We start from the raw sequence: 23188 nt of genomic DNA on the forward strand, positions 1-23188 counted from the left end.
CTCCCGCGGTCTAACCCGCCGCATCTCCTGTGGGCCGCATGCCGCGAGAGCGAGGTTTTATTGTGAGTGCGGTCCACTGGCGGGCATGAGCAGAACGACAGCAACCACCGAGCCGGTGTCCGCGGCCCTCGGCAGGACGTTTCCCACCCTTATAGCCACGTCTCTCTCCGGGAAGGTCGTCACCCTTCCCGACGATGCGAAAGGCGACGTCTCGCTCGTCGTCCTCGTCTTCCTCGAGTCGGCCCTGCCGATGGCAGAGTCGGGGAGCGCCCCCTTTTCCGGGGCGTTCACCCAAAACCCCCGGGTGACAACCTACCTCGTGACGGTAGTCGGCGATAGCCTCATCGGCAGATCCCTTGCCGACCGCATCCGCCAGGGGCTCGCGGGTGGTGTCCCGCCCGCGAAGTACAACCTGGTGCTGACCGTACCCGGCGATATCGAGCGGTGCCGGCGGGCCTACGACATCGACGAGACGTCGTTCGCCTACATCTACCTCCTGGACGGACGCGGCATCATCCGCTGGATGGAGAAGGGGACCATAACACCGGAGGGCCTCGACGCCCTGCTGGACGCGGCCCGCGCGATGCTCGAACCGCTCCTGGAGTGATTCAGGGCGCAAAAAGGAAGAGGGGCTCTACCGGCATGAAAAACGGAGACGGCCAATCATGACTCGGATCCTTACTCTGGCAGGCCTGGCAGATGCTGTGCATGCCCACTGGCGGTTTTTCATGCCAGCGGTTAAAGGTTCTTCAAAGCAACGATATCCGTCACGCCGGTAAGTTTCCAGATGTTCGAGCGCTCCTCGGAGGCGATCGCCTCAAGCGGCTCCTCGGGCTTGTGGCCGAGCGCCGCGAGGATGTTCTGGGAGAGGTTGTGCGCCCGGATCATGCTCACGAACTTCTCTCTCACGATCTTCTTCTCGATCGCATCCTCAAGTTGGACCAGGTACCCCTGCATGGTCACGAAGGTGTAACAGGAGAGGTCGCTGGAATACTTCTCAATCTCGACGGAAACATACGGGTGCTGCCGGAAGAGGTCGTTCTTCCTGCCATACTTGGTTGCCAGGAAGTAGAGAAATTTTCCGTCGAAGACGTACAGGAACGGGGCGATATATGGGTATTTACTCCCTTGAAATGCAATCCGGCTGATAAACCCCTCTTCGATGAGCTGGTCGTACTCGGCTTTATTCATATTCGGTATCTTCACGATCTCCATCAGGTATCCTCTTATATCCCGGTAACCCGTGAGAGTACATATAGGTTTCCACGGGAGGGTGCGTTGTTTTCCCGGGAAAACAAGATGCCCGGAAATCAGGGGCTGGATTTCCAGAATATTCGATTTAGTCGCCGGGCCGGCGAGCAGTAACTCTCCCCCGGACGAGTCCTGCCCGCCTCGCCTCCCGAGGATCCTGTCCCGGGGGCGGTCCGGGCAGGGTTTCTGTCGGCTGCTCTGCCCGGGCCTCCAAGAACGGTAGTTCTGCTGCCGGCTACGCCGCCCCCTGGCTGGCGGAGTTTCACCGATACGAGAAACGGTTTCGTTAAAGAGCCCATTTTTTTCAAACAAACAATATAATAATATTTATATACATCAGATGAGAGAAAAATGCACATGAGCAAGCACCATGAGCACGCTCTAATAATCTTTGGAATTGTCGTCTGCGCGGGGTTCCTCTTATCTGTGCCGGCCATTGCCGACTCAGGCCAGGGGCTCACGGCGCTGAAGTCGGGGGAACTCTTATCGTTCTCATTCGACGATATTTTGACGACAAAATACGAATCAGAGCCATTAGGCGTCCCGATACTGCTGGACGAAGATGCCTCCAACGCGGCTCCGACACTCCCGGACGGGAGGGATACCTCTACCGCAGTCCCGGCTGATGCCGGGGTTCCCGAGACCCTCACCGGCGCCGGTGCAGAGGTGGTGATGCCCGCCGATCCGGCGAAGACCAGCTCGTCCGTCGTTCCGGATCCTGCAGTCGGTACACCTTCCGACAGGGACAGCAGGTACGACAACGAACGGCTGGCAGATCTGATCGACACCGCCAGCATCCGCCTGATGCGACTCTCGATGGAGCATGCCCATGCCCTCTACCTGCAGGACCCGGATGCCGCCGCTGTAGCGGCGGACGACCTGCATGCGCTCTCCGTCAGGATGCTCGGTGAGGTGCAGCCGCTCCAGGTCTCTCCGGAACAGCAGCATGTCAAGGATGAGTTCGTGAGATCGCTCGGTGCCTACTCCACGGCAAGCGAAACGCTTCTCGACACGACGGATGCCGGTGAAGAGTCGGTCCCGACGGCTTTCAGGGATCTCGCCGGAGCGTCGGAAAGCCTTGAGGCGGTCAGCCAGCAGACCATCAGGATGCAGCAGGCCGGCACCGATCTCGCCACACCGAGCGACGTCACCACCCGGGCAGCAGCGGCGCCCGTCGTTCCAACCGGAACCGGGTCGGTTCCAGTCGCACCGACGCCGGAGACATTGCCTCTCCAGGAACGGTACACCTACGACGATCCGTCAGGTGAGAATATGGTCTCGCTACTCGCAGAGTCCGCCCGAACCGTAACGGCATACCAGGATCTCCCGGTCAATAAATCGGCGGCGGCGAAGGTTGAGGCAGACGAAGGACGCGCCTTCCTCCTCGTTGTCGTCAAATCGACGAATCTCGGGCACAAGGGCGACTCCGACCTCTATGCTATCGAGACTCCCGGGCGGGATGCGTTCATCCTTAATTACCAGGGAGCCACATTCGAGCCCATGGAGACTCCGGAGTTCACCCTGCTCGGGGAATCCTTCGACAAAACGACGCTGGACCGGTATGAATCGCTGAAAGGCTATCTTTACTTCGATGTCCCGGCGTCAATCAATGTCTCCGCGGCGACTCTCACAGCGGATCTCGGGAGTGCCGGCACTCCGGCCTGGGATCTCGGGAGAACATTCAGCGAAGAGCCAGTCGCTGCGGTATAACCCGCACCACACTTTTTTCCGCCCCCTACCGGATCACAGGGAGAGCAGTTCGACGTTCCGGTTCACCGTATCCAGAACGGCGACGGTCGGCCGGCCGGTCAGGTAACCGCAGACCTCCCCGGGGTTGACGACCAGGGTCCCCCCAAGCGTCCTGACCCCTGCCTGGTGGGTATGGCCGTGGACCACAACGTCGAAGGCCTTGCGTCCGATGAGCGCCTGCAGGAGTTCGCGGTCATCGCCGTGCAGCAGACCGATCGTCATGCCGCCCGCGGTGACGGCAGCAAAGGCTCCCCGCAGGCTGAGGAGTTCATGCTCGGCAAAGCGTGCCGAGATGAGACGTTGGTCGCCGTCGTTGTTCCCGAGAACCCCGATCATGGGTGACTGCAGGTTTGCAAGCAGGGGAACGACAAACGGTGAGACATAATCCCCGGCATGGAGCACCAGTTCTACCCGCTCCCTGTTCAACTGTCCTACGGCCGCATCCACCAGCTGGAGGTTGTCGTGTGTGTCGGAGAGGATCCCGATACGCATGTATGCACTCCTGACCGCTTCCACGATATAGGTGACTGTGCATCGCATGGGGGGTCGGGGCGAGGGCACCACCCCATCGCGTCCGGCCCGGTCGTCCCCACCACCGGTGCGTCGGATGCGGCCCCGTTCTTCCCCCGGAGATCTCCCGTGGCGGGTAGTTGTGTTGGGGGGCCTCCTCCCCCGGACCTCCTCGCGCTTCTGCGCATACTGCCCCAGAAATCTGGAATGTCCTGGGTATTCTCAAGTTTTCACACCGGAAAATCTTTATTCGACTATTATCTGATACTGGAATAGGAGCATGCTCTCGAGAAGACACGGGATTCCGGGCAGAGCCCGGGTCAGGTGGATCGGGAGCGCAGAAGCAATGGATTCATGGAGGCACAGCATGTGGGCGTATGTCAAACGTTCTGACGGCAGAACAGAAGAGCGAGAATTCCCTGCGGGGATATACATCGAGATCGGCGATATTCTTGAGGATGGCGCAGTCGTCGTTGATGTCCCGTTCTCCGACGACATCGACGACGACGCAGAGGCCCCGGTACTCTACGATGACTGAGCCGGAATGACGAGTGTGCCGTGCTGCCGTACTACCTCCGGAACGGATCGGCAACGCGACGCATCGGCTGGACGTTCGCGCCTTCCATCTCGCCGAGTGCGAACGCGAACCTCGCCCGGATGGTCGGCGGAAGGTCGCTCTCCGGTATCGATACAAAGCCGTATTCCCCGTAGAAATCAACGAGATTCCGGACCGCGTGCATGTACAGGGTATCGTGCTGGCACGCCTCGACGAGTGCGTCCATCGCCCTCCGGGCGTATCCTCTCCCCCGGAACCGGGCCGGGGTGAAGACCCCGTCCACCTCGTAGCCGTCCGGATGCCGGCGGCACCGGGCGACAGAGACAAGGGTATCGTCCGCGAAGACCCCGAATATCCGGTCCGTTCCCGGATCCGCCTTCAACCTGTGGTATTCGATCCAGATCTCCTCAGCGAGGGGGAACTCATCGCTCTTGAGTTCCCGGGCATCTATTCTCAGGCGGATCGCGACTGCCAGCACCAGAACAGGTGATTTTAAGCACCCGACGACCGCCCTCGTGACGCTCCCGAGTGGAGCGCTCCCCGCGGCATCGCGCTTCCCGATGCGGGGTATGACGACCGCAGAGGCGCCGATATCATCCGCCACGATACAGATGGTGCGTGCCGGGTTCCCGCTCCGCACCAGCGCCGTGATCTCACGCCCGGCGGGTGAGAGGCCGTCCCGGAGGAGAACGAGCCGGGCCTCTGCCTCCTGCTGCGTCTCCGCGTCTCCGGGTTCGACGACGTAGAGGAGCGCTGCCGTCCCGCTACCGGCAGGATCTTCCAGGATCAAGCGAAGTTCCGGCGCAGGGGTCACGAGATCGGTCGGCACCAGCAGCCGCATAAAGAGCGGCAACCTGCCCTCTCCTGACTGCGGGGCGATCAGGACGTGCGTCCTGGCCTCCCGGAGTACGGCGGCCGCAACGTTCCCGGAGAAGAGATTCCTGAGCAGGCCCGGTTCCCTGACGCCCATCGCGATCAGGTCGACGTTCTTGGCGGCGGCCCGGAGTATCCTCTCCGGAAGACCTGTCCCGTCGTCCTCGCTTATCACCACCTCCGCGGGGAGACCCTGCCGCCGCACCGACTCCTGCATCCTGCGGAGCGCCGCTTCTTCGGCCGGCAGGGGCCCGGCCGGTCCCCGGGCATGAAAGAGGACGACCTCGCGGACGCCCGGGACCTCGCCGATCCGCTCCACCATGGCCATGGAGGCAGCGGAGAGGTCTGTCGGGATGAGCGCTGTTGTAAACACGGCATCACCTCACACGATCCGGTAGCCGTCCGGGGGAACATGGATCACGAACCTCGCCCCCTCGCCGGGCCTTCCGGTCTCGCGGATCGTCATACCGGTGATGGAGAGGATCTCCCGGACGAGGAAGAGCCCGAGTCCACCCCCCCCGCCGGCGCCGTACCCAAAGATCTTCTCTTTCTCCGTCTTGGGAACACCTATGCCGTCGTCCTCGACGTAGATCAAGAGCCCGTCGTTTCGGATCTGGTAGGTGATGACGACCGTCGATACGGTCGTCCCGTGGCGGGCGGCGTTCTCAATCAGGTTCGAGAAGACCTTATCGAGCATCGGGTCGGAGAAGACCTCAAGCCGCTCCACCCAGGGACGAACCACTATCCCGGGGAGCAGCAGGCGCGATGTCGCCTCCCGGATCACCTCCTGCAGGGGCTGCCAACCCGGCGGCCGGAGGCCGAGGTCCTGGTAGTCCCGGGTGATCTCCGCGCGGCGCTGGACGAGCCGGACGTCCCCGTCCAGGCCCTCCAGGAACTGGCGGACGGCGGGGTCATCGAACTGCCGTAGACCCACGGCAATCCGCTCGGTGAGTCGCGATACCGCCGCCATAAGGTCGTTGCGGGTAAGACTTCCGAGCTTATTCAGTCTGGTGTTCGCCTCGCGGAGCGCATCCTCCGCGTTCTTTCGGGCGGTGATGTCGACGAGCGTGAGGACGAACCGCCCGTCGGGAAACCGGCCGCCGGAGACGAGCACCCGGACGGCAGCACCGTCGACGCGGTGGAGGGTTGCTTCATACCCGTACACCGCCTTACGCGACCGGATCTTCTCGCCGAACTCCCCCCACCTGCCGGGATCGTCGAGGAACCGGCTCATGGGCTCCCCGACCAGGTCGTTTGCCGTGGAACCAAGGAGGGTGGCGCCCACGTAGTTGGCCTCCTCGATGCGCAACCCGGCCTCTTCCGGGGAGATGATGAACGTCCCTGCCTCCGAGTTATCGAAGATTCCCCGGTAGCGTCCCTCCTGCTCCCGCAGCTGGCAGGAGAGGAACGAGACAACGGCGCCGATAGCGACGAAGACCGCCGCCCGGGAGAGCGCCGCAACCACCAGTTCGCCATCGCTCCCGGCAAAGGGCAGCGTCATCGCCAGGTAGCCGAGGGCGAGAGCGAGCGAGAAGAGGGTGCCGCGGCGAGGATACCAGTAGGCGGCAAGGACGATCGGCAGGTACATCAGGTGCGGGAGGACACCGGCGATGCCGAAAAAGAGCCCGGCGGCGTTTGCGGCGAAGGCGGCAAAGACCGATGCCGCAAGCAGGAGGGGGCGAGCACCCTCACCTCCGACCCCCACGGGCCGGCGCTTCCCGGGGATCAAGCCGCTCGCCCCCGGCGGTGATTACGGGACGGAGATGATTTTCCAGCGCCCCGGAAGGGAGATGCCGCTCTACGGTACGCTCTCTGCATGTTCTCTACAGGGTGCTTGCGTCTCTCACCTTAAAAATGGATCAGATTGACAGAAAGGCGCGCCCGCTGACGGCGGCCCCCCCTGCGCTCCGACCCCGGGAGGAGGGGATATGTAAAAGCATATGCGCTCCGACCCCGGGAGGAGGGGATATGCAAAAGCATATGCGCTCCGTTTCGCTAATATTGATCGGAATAACCGGGGTAACATCATGAAGATCTCACTCCTCCAGGTGAACTCGGTCGTCGGCGACCTCGCCGGCAATGCCGACCGGATAGCAGCAGGCGTCGAGGAGGCGGCTCGTTACCGACCTGACCTGATCGTAGCCCCGGAACTCTCCCTGCCCGGCTGCCCCTCCCGGGACCTGCTGCTCGATGCGGGATTTATCGACCGGGGCCTCGCCGTCCTGGAAGACCTGGCGGCCAATCTCGTCGATACTCCGCCGGTGCTCGTCGGTTTTGCCGCGCCGAACCTCTCCGGCACAGGCCGGCCGCTCTTCAACGCCGCCGCCCTCCTCAGGGGCGGGGAGATAAAGGAGACGTTCCACAAGACCCGTCTCTCTTTAGGCGTCCTCAACGAAAGCCGCTACTTCGAGCCGGCAGGCGTGAATCCCGGGATCCTCCGCCTCGGCGGGAGGACAGTGGGGGTTTCTATCGGCGAGGAGGTCTGGTGCGGGGGACCGATGCCGGAGGTGATCGTGAACCTCTCCGCATCGCCGTTTGCCGCAGGCGTGCGGTGCCTCCGGGAGGAGACGCTCTCCCGGATAGCAAGGGATCGCCGGGTCGCAATCGCCCGGGCGAACCTCGTCGGCGGAAACGACGACCTGATCTTCGACGGGCGGAGTTCCGCGTTCTGTGCCGACGGGGGCCTCATCGCCCGCGGGGCGGCCTTTGCCGAGGACATCGTGACTGTCGATATCGCCCGCCCCGTCCCGCAGGCGGTCGCTCACGATGACCAGGACCCCGAGTCCGAGATCTGGCATGCGCTGGTCCTCGGCACCCGCGATTACGCCCGGAAGTGCGGCTTTGCATCGGCCCTCCTCGGCCTCTCCGGCGGGATCGACTCGTCGCTCGTGGCCGCCGTCGCCACCCGGGCACTCGGGCCGGAGAACGTCCTCGGTGTGCTCCTTCCCTCCCCCTACACCTCGGCCGAGAGCATTGAAGACGCCCAGGAACTTGCAGAGAACCTCGGGATCAGGACGTACTGCCTCCCGATCGCCCCGGTAATGGAGGCGTTCGACGGGGTCCTCGCGGGGGTCTTTGCCGGCAGGCCCCACGACACTACCGAGGAGAACCTGCAGGCCCGGATCCGGGCGACGGTCCTGATGGCCCTTGCAAACAAGTTCAACTCCCTGCTCCTCTCCACCGGGAACAAGTCGGAGATCGCGGTCGGCTACTCTACTCTCTACGGGGATATGGCTGGTGGGCTCTCCGTGATAGCCGACGTCCCGAAAGGGATGGTCTACAGGATTGCCCGGTGGCTGAACGCGAAGAGCCCCGTCATCCCCGGCCGGGTGCTCGAAAAGCCCCCCTCCGCCGAGCTCCGGCCCGGCCAGACCGACCAGGAGACCCTCCCTCCCTACGACCTTCTCGACGCCGTCCTCCACCGCCACATCGATTGCTTCGAGGGGGCGGACGAGATCGTCGCCGCCGGGTATCCCGAGGAGACCGTCCGGGAGGTCCTCTGGATGGTCGGACAGGCGGAGTTCAAGCGCCGGCAGGCCGCCCCCGGGCTCAGGGTGACCGACCGGGCCTTCGGGACGGACTGGCAGATGCCGATCGCCGCGAAGGCGTGGTGGCGCTGATGGCGACGCCCCTCACCGCATACCTGCTCGATATCTACACCGCCCTCCGGGATGCGTTCGGCCACCAGCACTGGTGGCCGGCGGAGACGGCGTTCGAGACGATGGTCGGCGCCATCCTCGCCCAGAACGTCTCCTGGACGAACGCGGCACAGGCCGTCCGGAACCTCGACGCCGCCGGGATGCTCGATCCGTGCCTGCTCGCTGCAGCCGAGGCCGGGGATATCGCCCCCCTGATCGTCCCTTCCCGGTTCTACAACCAGAAGACGAAGCGGATCCGGGAGTTTGCCCGGGTCTACGTTGCGGAGTACCGGGCCGACCCGGCGGTGATGGCGGCCGTCGAGACCCACGCCCTGCGCGAGCGCCTGCTCGCTCTCCGGGGCCTCGGGAAGGAGACGGTGGACACCATCCTCCTGTATGCCTGCGGAAAGCCGGTCTTCGTCGTCGATGCCTACACCCGGCGGATATTCTCGCGCTACGGCCTCCTCCCCGAGGGGGCATCCTACGACCGGATGCAGTGCCTCTTCACTGAGAATCTTGTTCCTGACGGAGAACTCTTTAACGACTATCACGCCCAGATCGTCTGCCTGGCAAAGACCGTCTGCAGGAAGACACCGCTCTGCAGCCGCTGTCCCATCCGGGTGGTCCGGGGACCGCTCCGGTGCGCCGGCGCCCGGGCGTGACCAGCCGCTCACTTCTTCCGGTAGACGTTCAGCCCGATCATGACCTCCTCGCGCCCCGGCACCGGGATGTTGCCCTCGGTGGAGGCGATCGTGATCGACTTCCCGCTCTTCGATTCGCCGAAATCCTTCCCAAGATCCACGCGTATGGTGAGCGTGTTCCCCTCGATCGTCATATCGACGTTCTTCATACACGTAAGTACGCGCGCTTCCCGCGGATATGCACTTCGATGCAGGTAAAGCGAAGGCACGACCCCGGGGCCTGCGGCGAGAAGACTGCGAGCCCGAGAAAGATTGCTTCCGGGACGTATCGCGGCTACCCCTGGGCGATTCGGCAGGTGCCGGCCAACAACAAATGCTATCCCGGCCTCGGTCCAACCATCTACCGGATCGGGTTTCGTGACGCAATGGATGCAAAATACAGCGTTCTAGAAAAATATTTCGGCTACACATCGTTCCTTCCCCACCAGGAAGCGATCATCGACGCCGTCCTTGCCGGGCGCGACGTCCTCGCCGTCATGGCGACCGGGGGCGGCAAATCCCTCTGTTACCAGCTCCCGGCCCTCGTAACGGGAGGGCTCACGGTCGTCGTCTCACCGCTCATCGCCCTGATGAAGGACCAGGTCGACGGCCTCCGGGCGAACGGTGTTGCTGCAGCGACGATCAACAGCTCGCTCGGGTACGGGGAGCAGAAGATCATCGAGCGGGTGATCCTCGAAGGCCGCATCCAGGTTCTCTACGTCTCTCCCGAACGGGCGGTGCAACAGTCCTTCCTCGGGCTCCTCGCCCGGGCGGACGTCCGGCTCATCGCCATCGACGAGGCGCACTGCATATCGATGTGGGGCCACCACTTCCGGCCCGAGTATCGCCGGCTCCGGGTGCTCAAAGAACGGTTCCCCTCGGTCCCCGTCATCGCCCTGACCGCGACGGCCATCCCCGCCGTCCAGGACGACATCGCGGAACAACTCGGCCTGAGAAGCCCTGCCCGGTTCGTCGGGACCTTCAACCGGACGAACCTCACCTACCGGGTGGTGCCGAAGGCGCGTTACTTCCAGAGGCTCGTCGCGTACCTCACCGAACACCGGGACGACGCCGGTATCATCTACTGTTTCTCCCAGAAGGCGACGGAAGACCTCGCGGAGAAACTCCGGAGGAAGGGATTCTCGGCGCTCCCCTACCACGCCGGCCTCCCCGACGCCGTCCGCGCAGAGCACCAGGAGACGTTCTCTCACGGCGACGCCACGATCATCTGCGCCACCGTCGCCTTCGGCATGGGCATCGACAAACCCGACGTGCGATTTGTCATCCATACCGACCTCCCGAAAGATATCGAGTCCTACTACCAGGAGACCGGCAGAGCGGGCAGAGACGGGGATCCGGCCGACTGCATCCTCTTCTACAGCCGGGGCGACTACAGCACGATCCGGTACCTCATCGAGAAAGAATGCGTCGATGCGACCCGAAAGGACGCGGCCTACCGGAAGGCGGGAGCAGTGCTCGACTACTGCGAGACCACCGGGTGCCGGAGGAAATTTCTGCTCGCCTACTTCGGCGAGGCCTACCCGGAGGAGCGATGTGGTGGGTGCGACCGGTGCGAGACGCAGGTCCGGGTCTTCGACGGGACGGAGGCTGCATCGGCGGTCATCGCTTGCATCCGGGCGGTCGGAGAGCGTTTCGGGGCATCTTACGTCGCCGACGTTCTCACCGGGTCCAGAGCCGCGAGAATCCGCGAGAACGGACACGATACCCTCCCGGCCTACAACTCCGGCAGGGGCTACACCCGCGACCAGTGGCTGCTCTTCATCCAGGAGATGGTCATGACGGGGTTCATCGCGTCGACCGGTGGCCGCTACCCGGTCCTCATATCAAACGACCGGAGCCGGGCGGTGCTCGCGGGCGACCTCCCGGTCCCGCTCACGCAACCGCGCCCGGAAGGCGTGATCGCGGCGGAGGACGAGGACGACTACGACGAGGCCCTCTTTCTCCGGCTCCGCCAGCTCCGGAAAGTCGTTGCCGACCTCGAACATGTGCCGCCGTTCGTCGTCTTCCACGACCGAAGCCTCAAAGAGATGGCGAAGTGCTACCCGGGCACCGGCGTTGCGCTCCTCAGGATATACGGCGTCAGCGAGGGGAAACTGAAGCGCTACGGCAGGAGGTTCCTCGACGCCATCGATAAGCACTGCGCCGAGCAGGGGGTCGGGCCGGAACGCCGCGGGTGACACCGGCGATGGCAGGGGCCCCGGCAGAAATACCCTCATAACGGTTCTCAACTCGATGTCTTAATGAACAAGGAACGCCAACGCGCAATGTACCAGGCACTATGCGGCTCATATCATGGAACGTGGATCTCTTCCGCGCCGGTTTGCGAGGCGTGGAGAAGAAGGTTGAAGCAGTCTGTCAGCATTCTCCGGATATCGTCGCCTTTCAGGAGGTGACGGATCGGGCTCTGCCGCTTTTCCGGGAAGAACTTGAGAACTTCGGGCTGCTCTACTCCGTAGACAGCCTTGCTCTGGTCGAGATCGCCCGGGTGGCCTACATGGCCGAACGATTGAACGACCTCCGCGCACGGAACGCGAACGACCCTTTCCAGTTTGTATATAGCATCTCCCGGCTCTCTGAGCAGTACTCGCCGGCCGGCGAAGCGAAGGACGTCGGGTGCCTGATAGCGAGCAGGTATCCCCTCACGCCGTTAAACCCGCTCGACTTCGACATCCCGTGGAGGCAGCGGGTAGTCTCTGCCGTCGTCAACGCACCTGCGGGCGAGTTCGAGGTCCACAACGCCCACGTGCCCACGGCGGTAGGCGGCAGGAGGAACGAGATCGTCAAGGCGGAGACGCTGGTCGGGATCTACCGGCGCCTTGCCGTCCGGTCTGCACGACCGAGGGTCCTCTGCGGGGACCTCCACGTCCCTGAGGCGGAACTCCCCGACGGGACGATCATCCCCTTCTACCGCGACATTCTCCCCGATGGAACCTACACCACGGTCTCCGAGACCGAAGAGTACCTCGGGCGGCCGAGAAGATGGTGGTATAACGCCGAGATGAACATCCTCTCCGGCCTTGCGGAGTACGACCTCCCCGACACCTTCCGCAGACTGCACGGTTACCGGGCGCGGGAATACAGCTGGTGCCCCGACCGCGGGCCTGAAGACGTCCCGAAGTGCAAGCGCTACGACCACATCTTCGCGTCTGTACGCCTCAACCCGACGGCGTGCTGGTACCTGCACGACCTGCGGGGGCAGGGGCTGAGCGACCACTCGGCCGTCGTCGTGGACTTTGAGCCATGAATTCTTCTCCACTTCCCGTGCGGCAGCCCTGCTCCAGGTCATCCTGACCGGGAAACATCAGGGGTCTTCCGGGAGAAGACCCGTCCGGCCCCTGCGGCAGAACTCCGCAAGTGCCATGAGCAACTTGTAACCGGCGAGAAGATCGCGTAATACCAGTTTTTGACGAACCCCGACCGGGGCCTCCCGGCGACCAACTCCGGGTTCTAAACTCTTTTCTCGCACCCCGCCAACACTTCCTCCGGAAGTGACGGAAGAGTGAAGATTACTGCAGTTGTGGGAAGTCCGCGTGGGATGCGAAGCAGGACGAGAAGGCTTGCAAATCGGGTGCTTGCCGGGGCCGAAGAAGTCGGTGCCGAGGTCGATCTCATCGATCTCGCCGATCTGCAGATTGCCCCCTGCACCGCCTGCGAGAGTTGCAGCCTGGACGGGAAGTGCATCTTTGCCGACGATTTCCCCGCCGCGTACGACCGGATGCTGGATGCCGACGGACTGGTGCTCGCTTCGCCGGTCTACATCGACAACGTCAGCGGACAGATGAAGGTCTTCATCGATCGGCTGGCGGACGCTATTCATTGCCAGACCTTTGCCGGGAAGTACGGCTGCAGTGTCGCGACCACGCAGGTCTCGGGAGGCGACGCGGTCGTCGGCTACCTGAACCACGTGCTCAACTACCTCGGGGTGACGACGGTCGGGGGGATGAGCGTCGCGCTCGACGAAAATCCGGAGGCGCTCGACCGGGCGGAACCGGCGGCACACGACCTCGGTCGGCAGCTGCTTCTTGCCATCGACAAGCAGCCGCGATACCCGGAACAGGAGGCTGAGATGGCAGAGAACCGGGAGTACTTTGCCGGGATAGTGCAGGCGAACCGCGATTGGCGGCCGGAGGAATACGAGCGGTGGGTGCGGGAGGGCTGGATCCGGGAGGATTGAGGCATCGCCTCCTTTCGACAACGGCATTCACGCCCGGTGCAGATGGAACTCCGCGTGAAAGGATATCAGAAGAACAGCATCGAACTCTTTGTTGCGAATCAGGCATAAACAGTGAGCGCCGGGAGGGAGATTTGAACTCCCGAGGTGCCAGGCACCAGAGGCTTTCAAGGCCACCGCCTTCCCGGACTAGACTATCCCGGCTCGCCGTTAACTATTGGTCGCCGGATAAAAAAAGGTTGTTCATCCCCGGCGCGCGAGGACGACGACGAGGAGCGCGAGAAGTGCCAGCATCATCGGAACCGGAGCGGCCTGGGCAGGGGTGGGGGTCGCGTCTCCGAAGAGTCCGGGTGCGGTCTGGCTCACCCTGACCGAGTCGGCATTCGAGGCCGAGACCTGCACCGTTCCGCTGTCGTTGTAACTCATGGGGTAGACCTTGACGTAGACGGGCCCGCCCCGTGCGATAAGTTCTGCGGTTTCGGGCTCAAGCATGCCCCTGTCATTCACTTTATGGAACTCCCCATCCTCATCGACGTACTCGATCACCCAGTCGATCCCGGCCGAGGTCGCGATCATCACTACGCCGCTTCCGGTATCGACCTCGAAGTACGCCGGGGCGGACCGCGTGGCGGGGGCGCTTGCGGATATCATCGCCTGTGTCGGGGTCGGGGCCGGCGCGCCCACCACGATGAATTCCACGGTATCGATGTATCCTTCCGTATCCGAGAAGATGACCTCGTACGAGCCCGAAACGGAGACGGACACCTCGGCAGAGAACGCCCCGTCGTTCCCGGTATGGATATACTTCGGCCCGTAGACGGTAGCGCCGTCGTGCTTGACCTCGATCTGCACGCCCGCACCCTCGATATCGGCGACCATACCGCGGATGTCAAGACTGCCGTCGAAGTCCTGGTTGCGCGGGGAGGATATCGTGAGGGTCCCGGCCCGGTCGACCAGGTTGACCTCCTGCCGAACCTTCGAACTGCTCCCGAAGGTGGTCTGTGTGGGATCGACGATCTCGATCGAGTACCGCCCTGCCTTGAGGCCTTCCGTCTCAAACTCCGTAAAGAACGAACCGTCTTCCTGGACGACAATCATCGTACGGCCCACCTCGCTCTTCGCGTGCTGGGCATAGTACAGGATAACCTCCGTGCTGAACCCGGGGTTGAGCGTGGGCTTGGGGAGACCTTTCACGACCGTGGTGCCGGTGATTTCGAGCGTATCACCGACATACACCGTCTGTGGAGCACTGATTGAGACATACGCGGCCGATGCCGTACTGACGAGCATCATCGCAGCGATGAGTGTCAGCCATGCGATCCTTTTCATACCAGTACATCAACGAATAAGAGGTATAATGCTATCCAAATCGATTGAGAAGCCGCTGGCGTCATGGCGGGGGAAAGACCGTTACGATGGGCAGATCCTCGATACGCTGACGGTAATCTTTCAGAGCGGCGGGTGTTCCTGGAACCGGTGCCGGATGTGCGGCTACCGGCACGAACGCTACCCGGATCTTCCCCGGGACGAGCTCGCCGACCGGCTGATCCGCCAGGTCCGCTGGGTGAAAGAAAACTTCCGTGACGAGGATTATCAAGTCCTGAAGGTCTTCACCTCGGGAAGTTTCTTCGATCCCGACGAGGTCCCGCTCGCCGCCCGGCGCGCCGTCGCGGAGGCGTTCCGGGGCAAGATGGTGATCGCCGAAACCAGGCCCGAATACGTCGATCTCGGGGCGCTCGAGGAGTTCCGGGAGGGCATCGACACCGGCGACTGGAGACGGCCGCTCTCCGTCGCCGTGGGTCTTGAGACCACGAACGACGGCATCCGGGAGAAAAGTATCGATAAGGGATTTACGTATGCCGATTTCCTCCGCGCCGCAGAAGTTGCGCGCGCAGCCGGCGCGGGCGTGAAGGCCTACCTGCTGATGAAACCGCCGTTCCTGACCGAGCGCGAGGCACGCGATGACATGGTGCGCTCCATCAAGGACGTCTCAACCGTTGCCGACAGCATCTCGATGAACCTCTGCACCGTCCAGAGCAGGACCGAGGTCGAGCGCCTCTGGAAGCAGCACGCATACCGCCCGCCGTACCTCTGGAGCGTCCTCGACGTGCTGATCGCTTCCCCGGTGCATGTCCTCTGCGACCCCGTCGGCGGCGGACAGATCCGGGGGCCGCACAACTGCAGAGCCTGCGACGCCCCGATCGTGAAGGGGATCGGCGACTACTCGCTGACCGAAGATACCGGGCTCCTGCGCGCCCTCGCCGAGACAGAGTGCGGGTGCAAAGAAGAGTGGGAGTTCGTGCTGGACCACGAAGAGCCGTTCTGTATGCCGCTTACCCGCTAGCACCCTTTCTGTTCCTCCAGCTGCTTTGCGAGCAGCGGGAGGAACGTTCCGGCGTCGCTCACGACGCCGATCGCCTGCGTCGTGCCCCGGTCCATCAGTTTCGTCACCGATGCGGGGTTGATATCGACGCAGACCGTCTTGACGTATGAGGGGAGGCAGTTTCCGACGGCGATGGAGTGAAGGAGGGTCCCGACCATCAGCACCATCCCGACGTCGTGGATGTGACGACGCATGGTGTCCTGCGCTTCCACGACATCCGTAATTACGTCAGGGAGCGGTCCGTCGTCCCGTATGGAGCCGGCAAGCACGAACGGAATGCCCTTCTTTACGCACTCGTACATGATCCCCCCGGTGACGACCCCCTGGTCAACCGCGTTCTTGATAGACCCGGCACGCATGATCTCGCTGATGGCGTAGATGTGGTGCTTGTGCCCCCCGGTGACGAGCGTACCTGTCCTTACATTCATCCCGAGCGACGTGCCGAAGAGGTTGGACTCGATATCGTGAGTGGCAAGCGCGTTCCCCGCGAAGAGAACGTCGATGTAGCCTTCGTGGATCATCTTCGCAAGCGCGTCGGCCGCTCCCGTGTGGACGATGGCCGGGCCGCCGACGAGGGCTATCTTCTCCCCGGCCTTCTTCATCTCAAGGATCTCGCAGGCGATCTTTGCGATGATCGCCTCGCTCGGCCGCTCCGACGAGACGGTCCCGTGCATGAACTCAAACGTGCTGACCTTCCTCGGGCGTTCGGGGAAGACGACTCGAACCCCGGCCTCGCTGACGACGACGGCATCACCGGCCTTGATCTTTGATATCGGTGTGCAGATCGCCCGTTTCTCCTTCTCATCGACCACGATATGACAGTCCATCTCTATATACTCGACGGGCAGCCATTCGTCCCGGTATTTCACGAACGTCGGGTGGTTGGTCGTCGAGTAGAACCCCTTCGGCAGGATCCGGTCGCCCTCTGCCGGTACGAGGGTGACGTCGCTGATCTCGGGGGTGCGTGCGCCGAGCCGGTGCAATTCGGAGAGGATGGCGTCGAGTTGCCATTCGGCGGGTGCCGCCACGCGCAGCCGCGCGTAACTGGTGTCCGTCTTCTGCTTCCCGACATCGAATGTGAGGATCTCGAATTCTCCCCCCATATCCATGATCCTATCAAACACCAGGGTCATAATGCCTGAATCAATAATATGACCCTCTAGTTCGATTTCCCGGCAGGATTCCATATATAAGAGTGGGTGATTGTCCGATAATACAGTTTCCCCGTGCATCGACTGCATACATTCGTTATCTGAACGTTACACGCTGCTGCCCGTCTGTGATGGCGAACAAACCCGGGCACTCCTCCGGGCAGGCAACACACCGCGAGTCCTGGAACTCCACGTGCTCTCGCACCTGACGGTACTCATGCTCCGGACGTTCCGTCCGTCGCACTCTTCGGGGGCTCAATTTCCGGTTCAAACGAACCTCCGCGCCCTGCCCGGCTGAAGCGCAGAAGCACGAGCACCGCAGGTGCGAAAGAACGGAGCGGGCGAAGACCGGAGACCTTCAGGAGGGGAACACTGGACTTCTCCCGTTCATTGTGAAACGCACGACAGCGTTATGGTTCTCCGCCGGCGCAGTTGATCTCCACAACAGTGCATAAAACCAGCCGCACTCCGGAGGTCACGGTCCCCGCTTCCGGCGGAGGTATTCCTGCACCAGCACCAGTTCTTCGCGCGTATTGATGTTGAAGGCGAGCCTTCTGTCGTGCAGGAGGAGCCACAGCTCTTCCTGCGGTCTATCGAGGCCGCCCGCCGTCAGAATATTGATCCCGGCAGGAACGGCCGGGATGCCGTCGACCGTCTCCGTATACTGCGTGCGGCAGCCGTGCTCCTCGCAGAGTTCACGGGGCACCCAGGTGGAGCACGCCGGTGTTCCCGCCCGACGCCAGGCGGCCTCGATGGCGGCGACGATATCGGGGGCAAGGCAGGGGAGGTCGGATACGCAGGTGAAGAAGGGTGCTCCTTCCTCCCCGAGATCCTCCGCTGCCGCATGGATATCCTCGACGTAGCCGAGCCCTTTGGCTTCATACAGCATAACCCCGTGCGCCCGACACCAGTTTTTGGTGAACGGTGTTCTGTGTGAGGCGACTACGACCACCTCATGCCCTGCAGACGAGAAGGCATCAATGACGTAGGCGAGCATGGGCCGCTCGCCGACGGTGACAAGCGGTTTCTCACCCATCCGGAGCCGGGACCCCCGCCCCCCGGCCATGATCAGGGCAAGCATGCTTCGAGCGCCTCGATGAGTTGCCGGTTCTCCTCCCGGGTCCGTACGGCCACGCGGATGTGCCGGGGAAGCCCGAACGACCGACAGTCCCGGACGAGGATGCCGCGCGAGAAGAGCCGCTCGACAAGCACTTCCGCCTCCAGCGGGACTGCCAGCAGAATATAGTTTGCGGACGGAGGTTCATAGACGAGGCCGAGGTCATCCAGGCGGCCAGAAAGCCAGTTCCGCTCCCGAGCGACCCTCTCCCGCGAGCGTTCGAGGTCCTCATAGTGCCGGAAAGCCTCGATCGCAAAGGACTCGGCGAACGCGTTCACTGTCCAGGGGAGGCGTACGGTCTCCACCTTCTCGATGAGTTCAGGCGTACCGAACCCGTATCCAAACCGTATGCCCGGCACGGCGAAGCTCTTCGTCAGGGAGCGCAGGACGAAGAGGTTCTCGTGGGAGACGTCGGCAAGGCTCTGGTGGGGGTCGGCAAGTTCGATGAAGGCTTCGTCGAGGAAGAGGCACGCCCCCTGCCCGGCGGTCTTCTCAAGCAGCCGGAGGAGTTCCGGGCGGGTGTGCAGGAGACCTGTAGGGTTGTTCGGGTTGCAGAGGAACCGGACGACAGCTCCGTTCTCATCGGCGGTGCACCGGGCACCGGCAAGCTTCACCGCCATCTCATACTCGGCAAACGTCGGGGGTCTGATACAGGCCATATCGCCGTCTCCGAGCATGGCTGAACAGAACGCGCGGATAAGTTCGACGGATCCGTTGCCGATGGTGACCTCAGCTGTATCGCGGCCGAATGCTCTGCCTATTACCTCTTTGAGCAGTTCATACCGGTCGTCCGGGTAATCTTTCAGCACCAGCGGGTCCGGCGTCCAGGGTATCCGGGGGGGGTACGGATTCACGTTAGCACTGAAATCGAGCAGCTCGCCTCTCTCTCGGGTGCGATGCCAGCGCACCCGACCACCATGTTCCATCTTTTTGGGGAGATTCTTTCTCATATCCGTGGTAATCCTGTGAAGGTACGTTGTCGGCTGCTATCCATAAAACCATTATGTCAGACACAGAGCCGTTTCAGAAGGTATTTATACCATACAGATATTATTATGGCATATCTGATACGGTCAGACAAAAAGATTACTATTGTCTGACAAATGGCAGACATAAAGCTGCTAAATGTCAGATACGAGTGATTGAAATGATGGATCGGATAACTATCAGATTACCACGGCAGCAGGTTGAAATGCTCGAGAAGCTGGTGGAGGCCGGCGAGTTCCCCACGGTATCGGAGGCCGTGCGGTATTCCGTCAGGGCGCTTCTCGAGAGGCATGGAAACCGTGTTCTGCGTGAGGCCGATCAGATTTCATTCCAGGTTTAGGAGGTATTCAATGCAGACAATCATCAACGAGGCGCTGAAACACGCAGAACGTGAGAGATGCCTGAAAACCGACTCGGTCGAGGAAGACGATATCCTCGGCCAGCCACGGATCGTCATCGTTGGGTGCGGGGGCGCCGGCAACAACACAGTCAACCGGCTTTACCATATGCAGGTCAGCGGTGCAGAGACGATCGCGATCAACACGGACAAGCAGCATCTGGACATGATCCAGGCGGATAAGAGAGTTCTTGTCGGCAAATCACTCACCAAAGGCCTTGGAGCGGGTGGGTTCCCGGACGTCGGCAGGCGTGCCGCCGAGATGGCCCGGCCGACCCTGGAGACCCTGCTCGCGGATGCCGATCTGGTCTTCATCACTGCCGGTATGGGTGGAGGTACCGGTACGGGAACAGCCCCGGTCGTCGCGCAGATAGCAAAAGAGCAAGGCGCTATCGTCGTCGGCATGGTCAGTTACCCCTTCCAGGTCGAGAAGGCCCGCCTTCTCCGTGCAGAAGAAGGGCTTGAACAACTCTCTGCTGCTGCCGACTCGGTGATTGTGCTCGACAACAACCGCCTCATCAAGTTCGTGCCGAACCTGCCGCTCGGCCAGGCGTTCTCGGTGATGGACCAGCTCATCGCGGAGACCGTCAAGGGCATCAGCGAGACGATCACCGAGCCTTCGCTCATCAATATCGACTACGCGGACGTCCGCGCCATCATGAGCAAGGGAGGAGTCGCCGTGATGCTCGTCGGAGAGAGCAAACAGCAGAACAAGGCCGAGAGCGTCGTCCACGAGTGCTTAAACCACCCCCTGCTGGACATCGACTACCGGGGAGCAACCGGGAGCCTCATCCACATCACGGGCGGCAACGACCTGACCCTCCAGGACGCCGAAGAGATCGCAAGTTCCCTGACCTACGAACTCGACCCGCACGCGGACGTCATCTGGGGAGCGCGGGTGAACAGCGATTATGAGGGAAGAGTTCGCGTCATGGCGGTCATGACCGGCGTTAAAAGTGCACAGATCCTCGGGAGCCACCGTGCCTATGAACCGGTGATGCAGCGATCCAGCACACCCACCGGCAGGCGTGTGGCTGGGGACGCCCCAAGCGGGCACCTTATAGATTTTCTTTAATTTTCCCCTACCCTCTTTACATCTCCGTATGAGGGCCGGGCGACGGCGGCGCGTCTCCCGGGTCCTCTACGAAATACTTAATAGTACGAATGACGTTTGAATTATAGACGTTCTTGTATAATCCCTCCAGCACGGGGTGTATTGTGCAGGGCGCAGAACCTGCGGGTCTGCGGTTGCCAAGTACCGGGGTTGAACACATGAGCAGACAGATGAACGACGGTCTCGATTGCCGAGTCCGGAAACGTCTTTTCTTGTGGTGTAGCCGCTACATAAGCCTCCGGCATCCCTCAGTGCATGGAAGCGGACTTCCGCTGGCAGGGATATGAGACAGGTACCGAATGTCGAGGATTGGTAGAGAATGCTGAACGATCTGATTGAGAAAAGAAAAAAAGTCCTTGCGGAGTCTGAACAACACAAAGACCGGCGCAACGAGTTGAATGCGCTTGCCAGCAAAAACGCCCGCGAACGCAACACCTTAAACACCCAGACCCGCGAATTTGTCGAGGAGGCGCAACAGCACAAAGAGCAGCGGGATAAGATCAACGAGGAAGTTCAGGCGCTGAAGGACCAGAGGAACGAGTACAACGATAAGGCGAACGCGCTCTTCGAGGAGATTGAGTCCTTCAAGAAGGAGCACGGAAACCTCAAGAATCGGGGCATCAAGGAGATCCAGAAGCAGATCGAGCATCTGGAGTTCAAGCAGCAGACAGAGGTCTACAGCACCGATAAAGAGCGCGAACTGATCGAGAAGATCAAGCAGCTGAAGGCGGCAGCCAAGGATCAGGAGGCCGAGTTCGAACAGAACAAGGAGATGCGGACCAAACTCACCGATGCCCGTGAGTTTCGCAGACTGGCCTCGGAGATCCACAAGGACGTCACCGAGAAGGCCGAGGCCGCCCAGCAGCACCACGACCTGATGGTGGAGTCGTACCGGAAAGCCGACAAGTCCCGCGAGGAGGCCGACCTGGCCCACCAGCAGTTCGTTGAAGCCCAGGAGGCGGCGGACGAGGAGCACAAGCAGTTCATCGCCTGCCAGAAGGAACTCCGTGATTACGACAAGGTGATCTCGGGTCTGCGGAAGAAGACCAAGAAGACCAAAGTCACCAAAGAGCAGAAAGCCGTCCGGAAAGAGGCAGAACGTGTCTTCCAGCAGTTCCGCGACGGTGAAAAGATCACCACCGACGATCTGCTCCTGCTCCAGCGTGCAAAACTTATTTAATACTTTTTTCGTCCCCACTGCAAATTATTTAATAGATTCGAAGAGATGTTCTATTGAATGGTAAAAGAGCGGACGCTCGTCCTTTGTGTCGATCGCGATGACGATCTTGGGTTTAAAGCCCGGATCGACGGTCCCATCGTGGGTCGGGAGGCATGCCTCCATGCAGCGACCGCTCTTGCCCTGATCGATCCCGAAGACTCCGACGTCAACGCGATCTTCGAGACGATCAAACTCTACGACGAACTCACTGGGAGGGGGGAAGAGGTTGCCATCGCCGTCATCTGCGGCAACCACATGAATCTGCTCGAGGGGGATCGGCGGGTGGCGTCCAGTCTCGATACGATCCTCTCGGCGACAGGCTCGACAAACTGCATCCTGGTGACGGACGGTGCTGAAGACGAGTACGTCCTGCCGATCATCCAGTCCCGGGTGCCGGTCAGCAGCGTGCGGAGAGTCGTGGTCAACCAGATGCCGAACCTCGAGGGGACGTATTATATCCTCAAGAGGCTCCTCGACGACCCGAAAGTCTCGAAGATAGTGCTCGTACCGCTTGGTCTTGCCATGCTCCTCTATGCGGTGGGCTACCTGCTGGGATACCCCGAGGGCGCAACCATCGTCGTCGTCGGTGTCGTCGGAACCTATCTGCTCTTCAAGGGTATCGGGATCGACGAGATCTTCGGGTATCTGATCGGCTCATTGAGGACATCGCTGCATGGCGGCAGGTTCACCTTCGTCTCGTATATAACCGCACTACTACTCGGTATCGTCGGGATCGTCCTCGGGCTCATAAGCCTCCTCGAGTATTACACCTCGCTCGGCATCTTCTTCCAGGTCCTGGCCTTCATCTACGGTGCTATCGCCTGGTTCACCGCCGCCGGTCTCGTTGCATCCGGAGGAAAGATCATCGACGTCTTCTTAAATGAGCGAGAGGCGATCCAGCGGGTGGTCGCCCTGCCGTTCTTCGTGCTCGCCATAGGCGCCATCGCCTACGGGGCAAGCACCTACATCCTCTCGATCAGCGAGATCGTCGGGTTTCCCATAACAGGTGCGGACGGCGTGAAGTACATCATCTTCGCCACAATCGGAGGCCTTTTCTGCGCTTTTCTCGGCGTCTACCTCCAGTCGCTCCTGGGCAGGTGGGTGGACGAGCGCGAGCCGGTCGCGCTGAAGAGAGAGGCGTAAGCCTGCCGAAGAGCCCGACCGGATCCTCCTCGTTATCGAGGGTGCCGGCCCGGGTATCGCAGACGGCGGAAGACGATACTCTACCTGTGCCAGCAGTAAAAACGGGTATCTGCGAAGGATTCGGGCTGCACCTGGCGCAGATCCTCATCAGACAGTATGCGGCAGGATCTGGGCCGAGGACCGGGTGCCCGCGCACCCGGAGAAAGGTGCAGCGCTTCGGTTCACCCT

The 23188-nt window shown here is 61.9% G+C and carries 22 protein-coding genes and 1 tRNA gene; 13 read left to right on the forward strand and 10 right to left on the reverse strand.

What is annotated here, in order from left to right; genetic code table 11:
• The first annotated feature begins 85 nt into the window (after positions 1 to 85).
• Complete coding sequence (locus BRA49_RS10790) at positions 86 to 607, forward strand: hypothetical protein (RefSeq protein WP_292386001.1); 522 nt, start codon at positions 86 to 88, stop codon at positions 605 to 607.
• Between the two features lie 131 nt (positions 608 to 738).
• Here the strand turns inward: BRA49_RS10790 and BRA49_RS10795 are convergent, their stop codons facing one another.
• On the reverse strand, positions 739 to 1215 hold the full coding sequence (locus BRA49_RS10795) for a pyridoxamine 5'-phosphate oxidase family protein (protein ID WP_292386003.1): 477 nt from the start codon (positions 1213 to 1215) through the stop codon (positions 739 to 741).
• Positions 1216 to 1608: 393 nt separating this feature from the next.
• On the opposite strand from BRA49_RS10795, the gene BRA49_RS10800 reads away from it, so the two are divergent.
• A complete protein-coding gene (locus BRA49_RS10800) occupies positions 1609 to 2961 on the forward strand; it encodes a hypothetical protein (RefSeq protein WP_292386005.1) in 1353 nt (450 codons plus the stop codon).
• Positions 2962 to 2994: 33 nt separating this feature from the next.
• On the opposite strand, the gene BRA49_RS10805 is transcribed toward BRA49_RS10800, so the two are convergent.
• Positions 2995 to 3540, reverse strand: a complete 546-nt coding sequence (locus BRA49_RS10805) for a metallophosphoesterase (RefSeq protein WP_292386007.1) — start codon at positions 3538 to 3540, stop codon at positions 2995 to 2997.
• Positions 3541 to 3877: 337 nt separating this feature from the next.
• Here BRA49_RS10805 and BRA49_RS10810 point away from each other — a divergent pair, with 337 nt between their 5' ends.
• Positions 3878 to 4048: a hypothetical protein gene (locus BRA49_RS10810; RefSeq protein WP_292386009.1), complete on the forward strand. Its 171-nt coding sequence runs from the start codon at positions 3878 to 3880 to the stop codon at positions 4046 to 4048.
• Between the two features lie 31 nt (positions 4049 to 4079).
• Here the strand turns inward: BRA49_RS10810 and BRA49_RS10815 are convergent, their stop codons facing one another.
• Together BRA49_RS10815 and BRA49_RS10820 are read right to left on the reverse strand one after the other, a co-directional pair.
• Positions 4080 to 5312, reverse strand: a complete 1233-nt coding sequence (locus tag BRA49_RS10815) for a GNAT family N-acetyltransferase (RefSeq protein WP_292386012.1) — start codon at positions 5310 to 5312, stop codon at positions 4080 to 4082.
• 9 nt (positions 5313 to 5321) lie between these two features.
• Positions 5322 to 6644, reverse strand: a complete 1323-nt coding sequence (locus tag BRA49_RS10820) for an ATP-binding protein (RefSeq protein ID WP_292386014.1) — start codon at positions 6642 to 6644, stop codon at positions 5322 to 5324.
• Between the two features lie 322 nt (positions 6645 to 6966).
• On the opposite strand from BRA49_RS10820, the gene BRA49_RS10825 reads away from it, so the two are divergent.
• Together BRA49_RS10825 and BRA49_RS10830 are read left to right on the forward strand one after the other, a co-directional pair.
• Positions 6967 to 8559: an NAD+ synthase gene (locus BRA49_RS10825; protein WP_292386017.1), complete on the forward strand. Its 1593-nt coding sequence runs from the start codon at positions 6967 to 6969 to the stop codon at positions 8557 to 8559.
• Positions 8559 to 9239, forward strand: coding sequence for an endonuclease III domain-containing protein (locus tag BRA49_RS10830; protein WP_292386019.1), 681 nt, complete (start codon positions 8559 to 8561; stop codon positions 9237 to 9239). The genes BRA49_RS10825 and BRA49_RS10830 overlap by 1 nt, the downstream gene beginning before the upstream one ends.
• Positions 9240 to 9247: 8 nt before the next feature.
• Here BRA49_RS10830 and BRA49_RS10835 read toward each other — a convergent pair whose 3' ends face one another.
• Complete coding sequence (locus tag BRA49_RS10835; RefSeq protein ID WP_292386022.1) at positions 9248 to 9427, reverse strand: hypothetical protein; 180 nt, start codon at positions 9425 to 9427, stop codon at positions 9248 to 9250.
• A gap of 39 nt (positions 9428 to 9466) precedes the next feature.
• Between BRA49_RS10835 and recQ the strand changes: the two genes are divergently transcribed.
• The 3 genes from recQ to BRA49_RS10850 all read left to right on the forward strand — a co-directional run bounded on the left by recQ (position 9467) and on the right by BRA49_RS10850 (position 13452).
• Positions 9467 to 11455 (forward strand): DNA helicase RecQ, encoded by a 1989-nt coding sequence (gene recQ / locus BRA49_RS10840; protein ID WP_292386024.1) that lies wholly within the window; start codon positions 9467 to 9469, stop codon positions 11453 to 11455.
• A 101-nt stretch (positions 11456 to 11556) separates the two neighbouring features.
• On the forward strand, positions 11557 to 12522 hold the full coding sequence (locus BRA49_RS10845; protein WP_292386026.1) for an endonuclease/exonuclease/phosphatase family protein: 966 nt from the start codon (positions 11557 to 11559) through the stop codon (positions 12520 to 12522).
• 255 nt (positions 12523 to 12777) lie between these two features.
• Entirely contained in the window at positions 12778 to 13452 is a 675-nt protein-coding gene (locus BRA49_RS10850; RefSeq protein ID WP_292386027.1) for a flavodoxin family protein, read from the forward strand.
• 116 nt (positions 13453 to 13568) lie between these two features.
• Here BRA49_RS10850 and BRA49_RS10855 read toward each other — a convergent pair.
• Positions 13569 to 13653, reverse strand: a tRNA-Ser gene (locus BRA49_RS10855).
• A gap of 39 nt (positions 13654 to 13692) precedes the next feature.
• Entirely contained in the window at positions 13693 to 14778 is a 1086-nt protein-coding gene (locus BRA49_RS10860) for a hypothetical protein (RefSeq protein WP_292386029.1), read from the reverse strand.
• 28 nt (positions 14779 to 14806) lie between these two features.
• Between BRA49_RS10860 and BRA49_RS10865 the strand changes: the two genes are divergently transcribed.
• Positions 14807 to 15793 carry an archaeosine biosynthesis radical SAM protein RaSEA gene (locus BRA49_RS10865; RefSeq protein WP_292386031.1) on the forward strand — a complete coding sequence of 329 codons (987 nt, stop codon included), beginning with the start codon at positions 14807 to 14809 and terminating at the stop codon, positions 15791 to 15793.
• Here the strand turns inward: BRA49_RS10865 and BRA49_RS10870 are convergent.
• The 3 genes from BRA49_RS10870 to BRA49_RS10880 form a co-directional block, all read right to left on the reverse strand.
• Positions 15790 to 17019, reverse strand: coding sequence for a TIGR00300 family protein (locus tag BRA49_RS10870; protein WP_292386033.1), 1230 nt, complete (start codon positions 17017 to 17019; stop codon positions 15790 to 15792). The genes BRA49_RS10865 and BRA49_RS10870 overlap by 4 nt on opposite strands.
• Before the next feature lie 439 nt (positions 17020 to 17458).
• A complete protein-coding gene (locus tag BRA49_RS10875) occupies positions 17459 to 18064 on the reverse strand; it encodes an NTP transferase domain-containing protein (protein ID WP_292386035.1) in 606 nt (201 codons plus the stop codon).
• The gene (locus BRA49_RS10880) at positions 18052 to 18954 is read right to left on the reverse strand and encodes a pyridoxal phosphate-dependent aminotransferase (RefSeq protein ID WP_292386037.1); all 903 of its coding nucleotides are present in this window, start codon (positions 18952 to 18954) and stop codon (positions 18052 to 18054) included. The genes BRA49_RS10875 and BRA49_RS10880 overlap by 13 nt, the downstream gene beginning before the upstream one ends.
• Positions 18955 to 19247: 293 nt before the next feature.
• Between BRA49_RS10880 and BRA49_RS10885 the strand changes: the two genes are divergently transcribed.
• From BRA49_RS10885 to BRA49_RS10900, 4 genes are all read left to right on the forward strand, one after another.
• On the forward strand, positions 19248 to 19427 hold the full coding sequence (locus BRA49_RS10885) for a ribbon-helix-helix domain-containing protein (protein WP_292386275.1): 180 nt from the start codon (positions 19248 to 19250) through the stop codon (positions 19425 to 19427).
• A gap of 10 nt (positions 19428 to 19437) precedes the next feature.
• Positions 19438 to 20559, forward strand: a complete 1122-nt coding sequence (gene ftsZ, locus BRA49_RS10890; RefSeq protein ID WP_292386039.1) for a cell division protein FtsZ — start codon at positions 19438 to 19440, stop codon at positions 20557 to 20559.
• Between the two features lie 358 nt (positions 20560 to 20917).
• Positions 20918 to 21778: a coiled-coil protein gene (locus BRA49_RS10895; RefSeq protein ID WP_292386041.1), complete on the forward strand. Its 861-nt coding sequence runs from the start codon at positions 20918 to 20920 to the stop codon at positions 21776 to 21778.
• A gap of 57 nt (positions 21779 to 21835) precedes the next feature.
• Complete coding sequence (locus tag BRA49_RS10900) at positions 21836 to 22960, forward strand: DUF373 family protein (RefSeq protein WP_292386044.1); 1125 nt, start codon at positions 21836 to 21838, stop codon at positions 22958 to 22960.
• Positions 22961 to 23188: the final 228 nt, after the last annotated feature.

The organism is Methanoculleus sp. UBA430, assembly GCF_002506585.1.
Taxonomy (GTDB): Archaea; Halobacteriota; Methanomicrobia; order Methanomicrobiales; family Methanoculleaceae; genus Methanoculleus.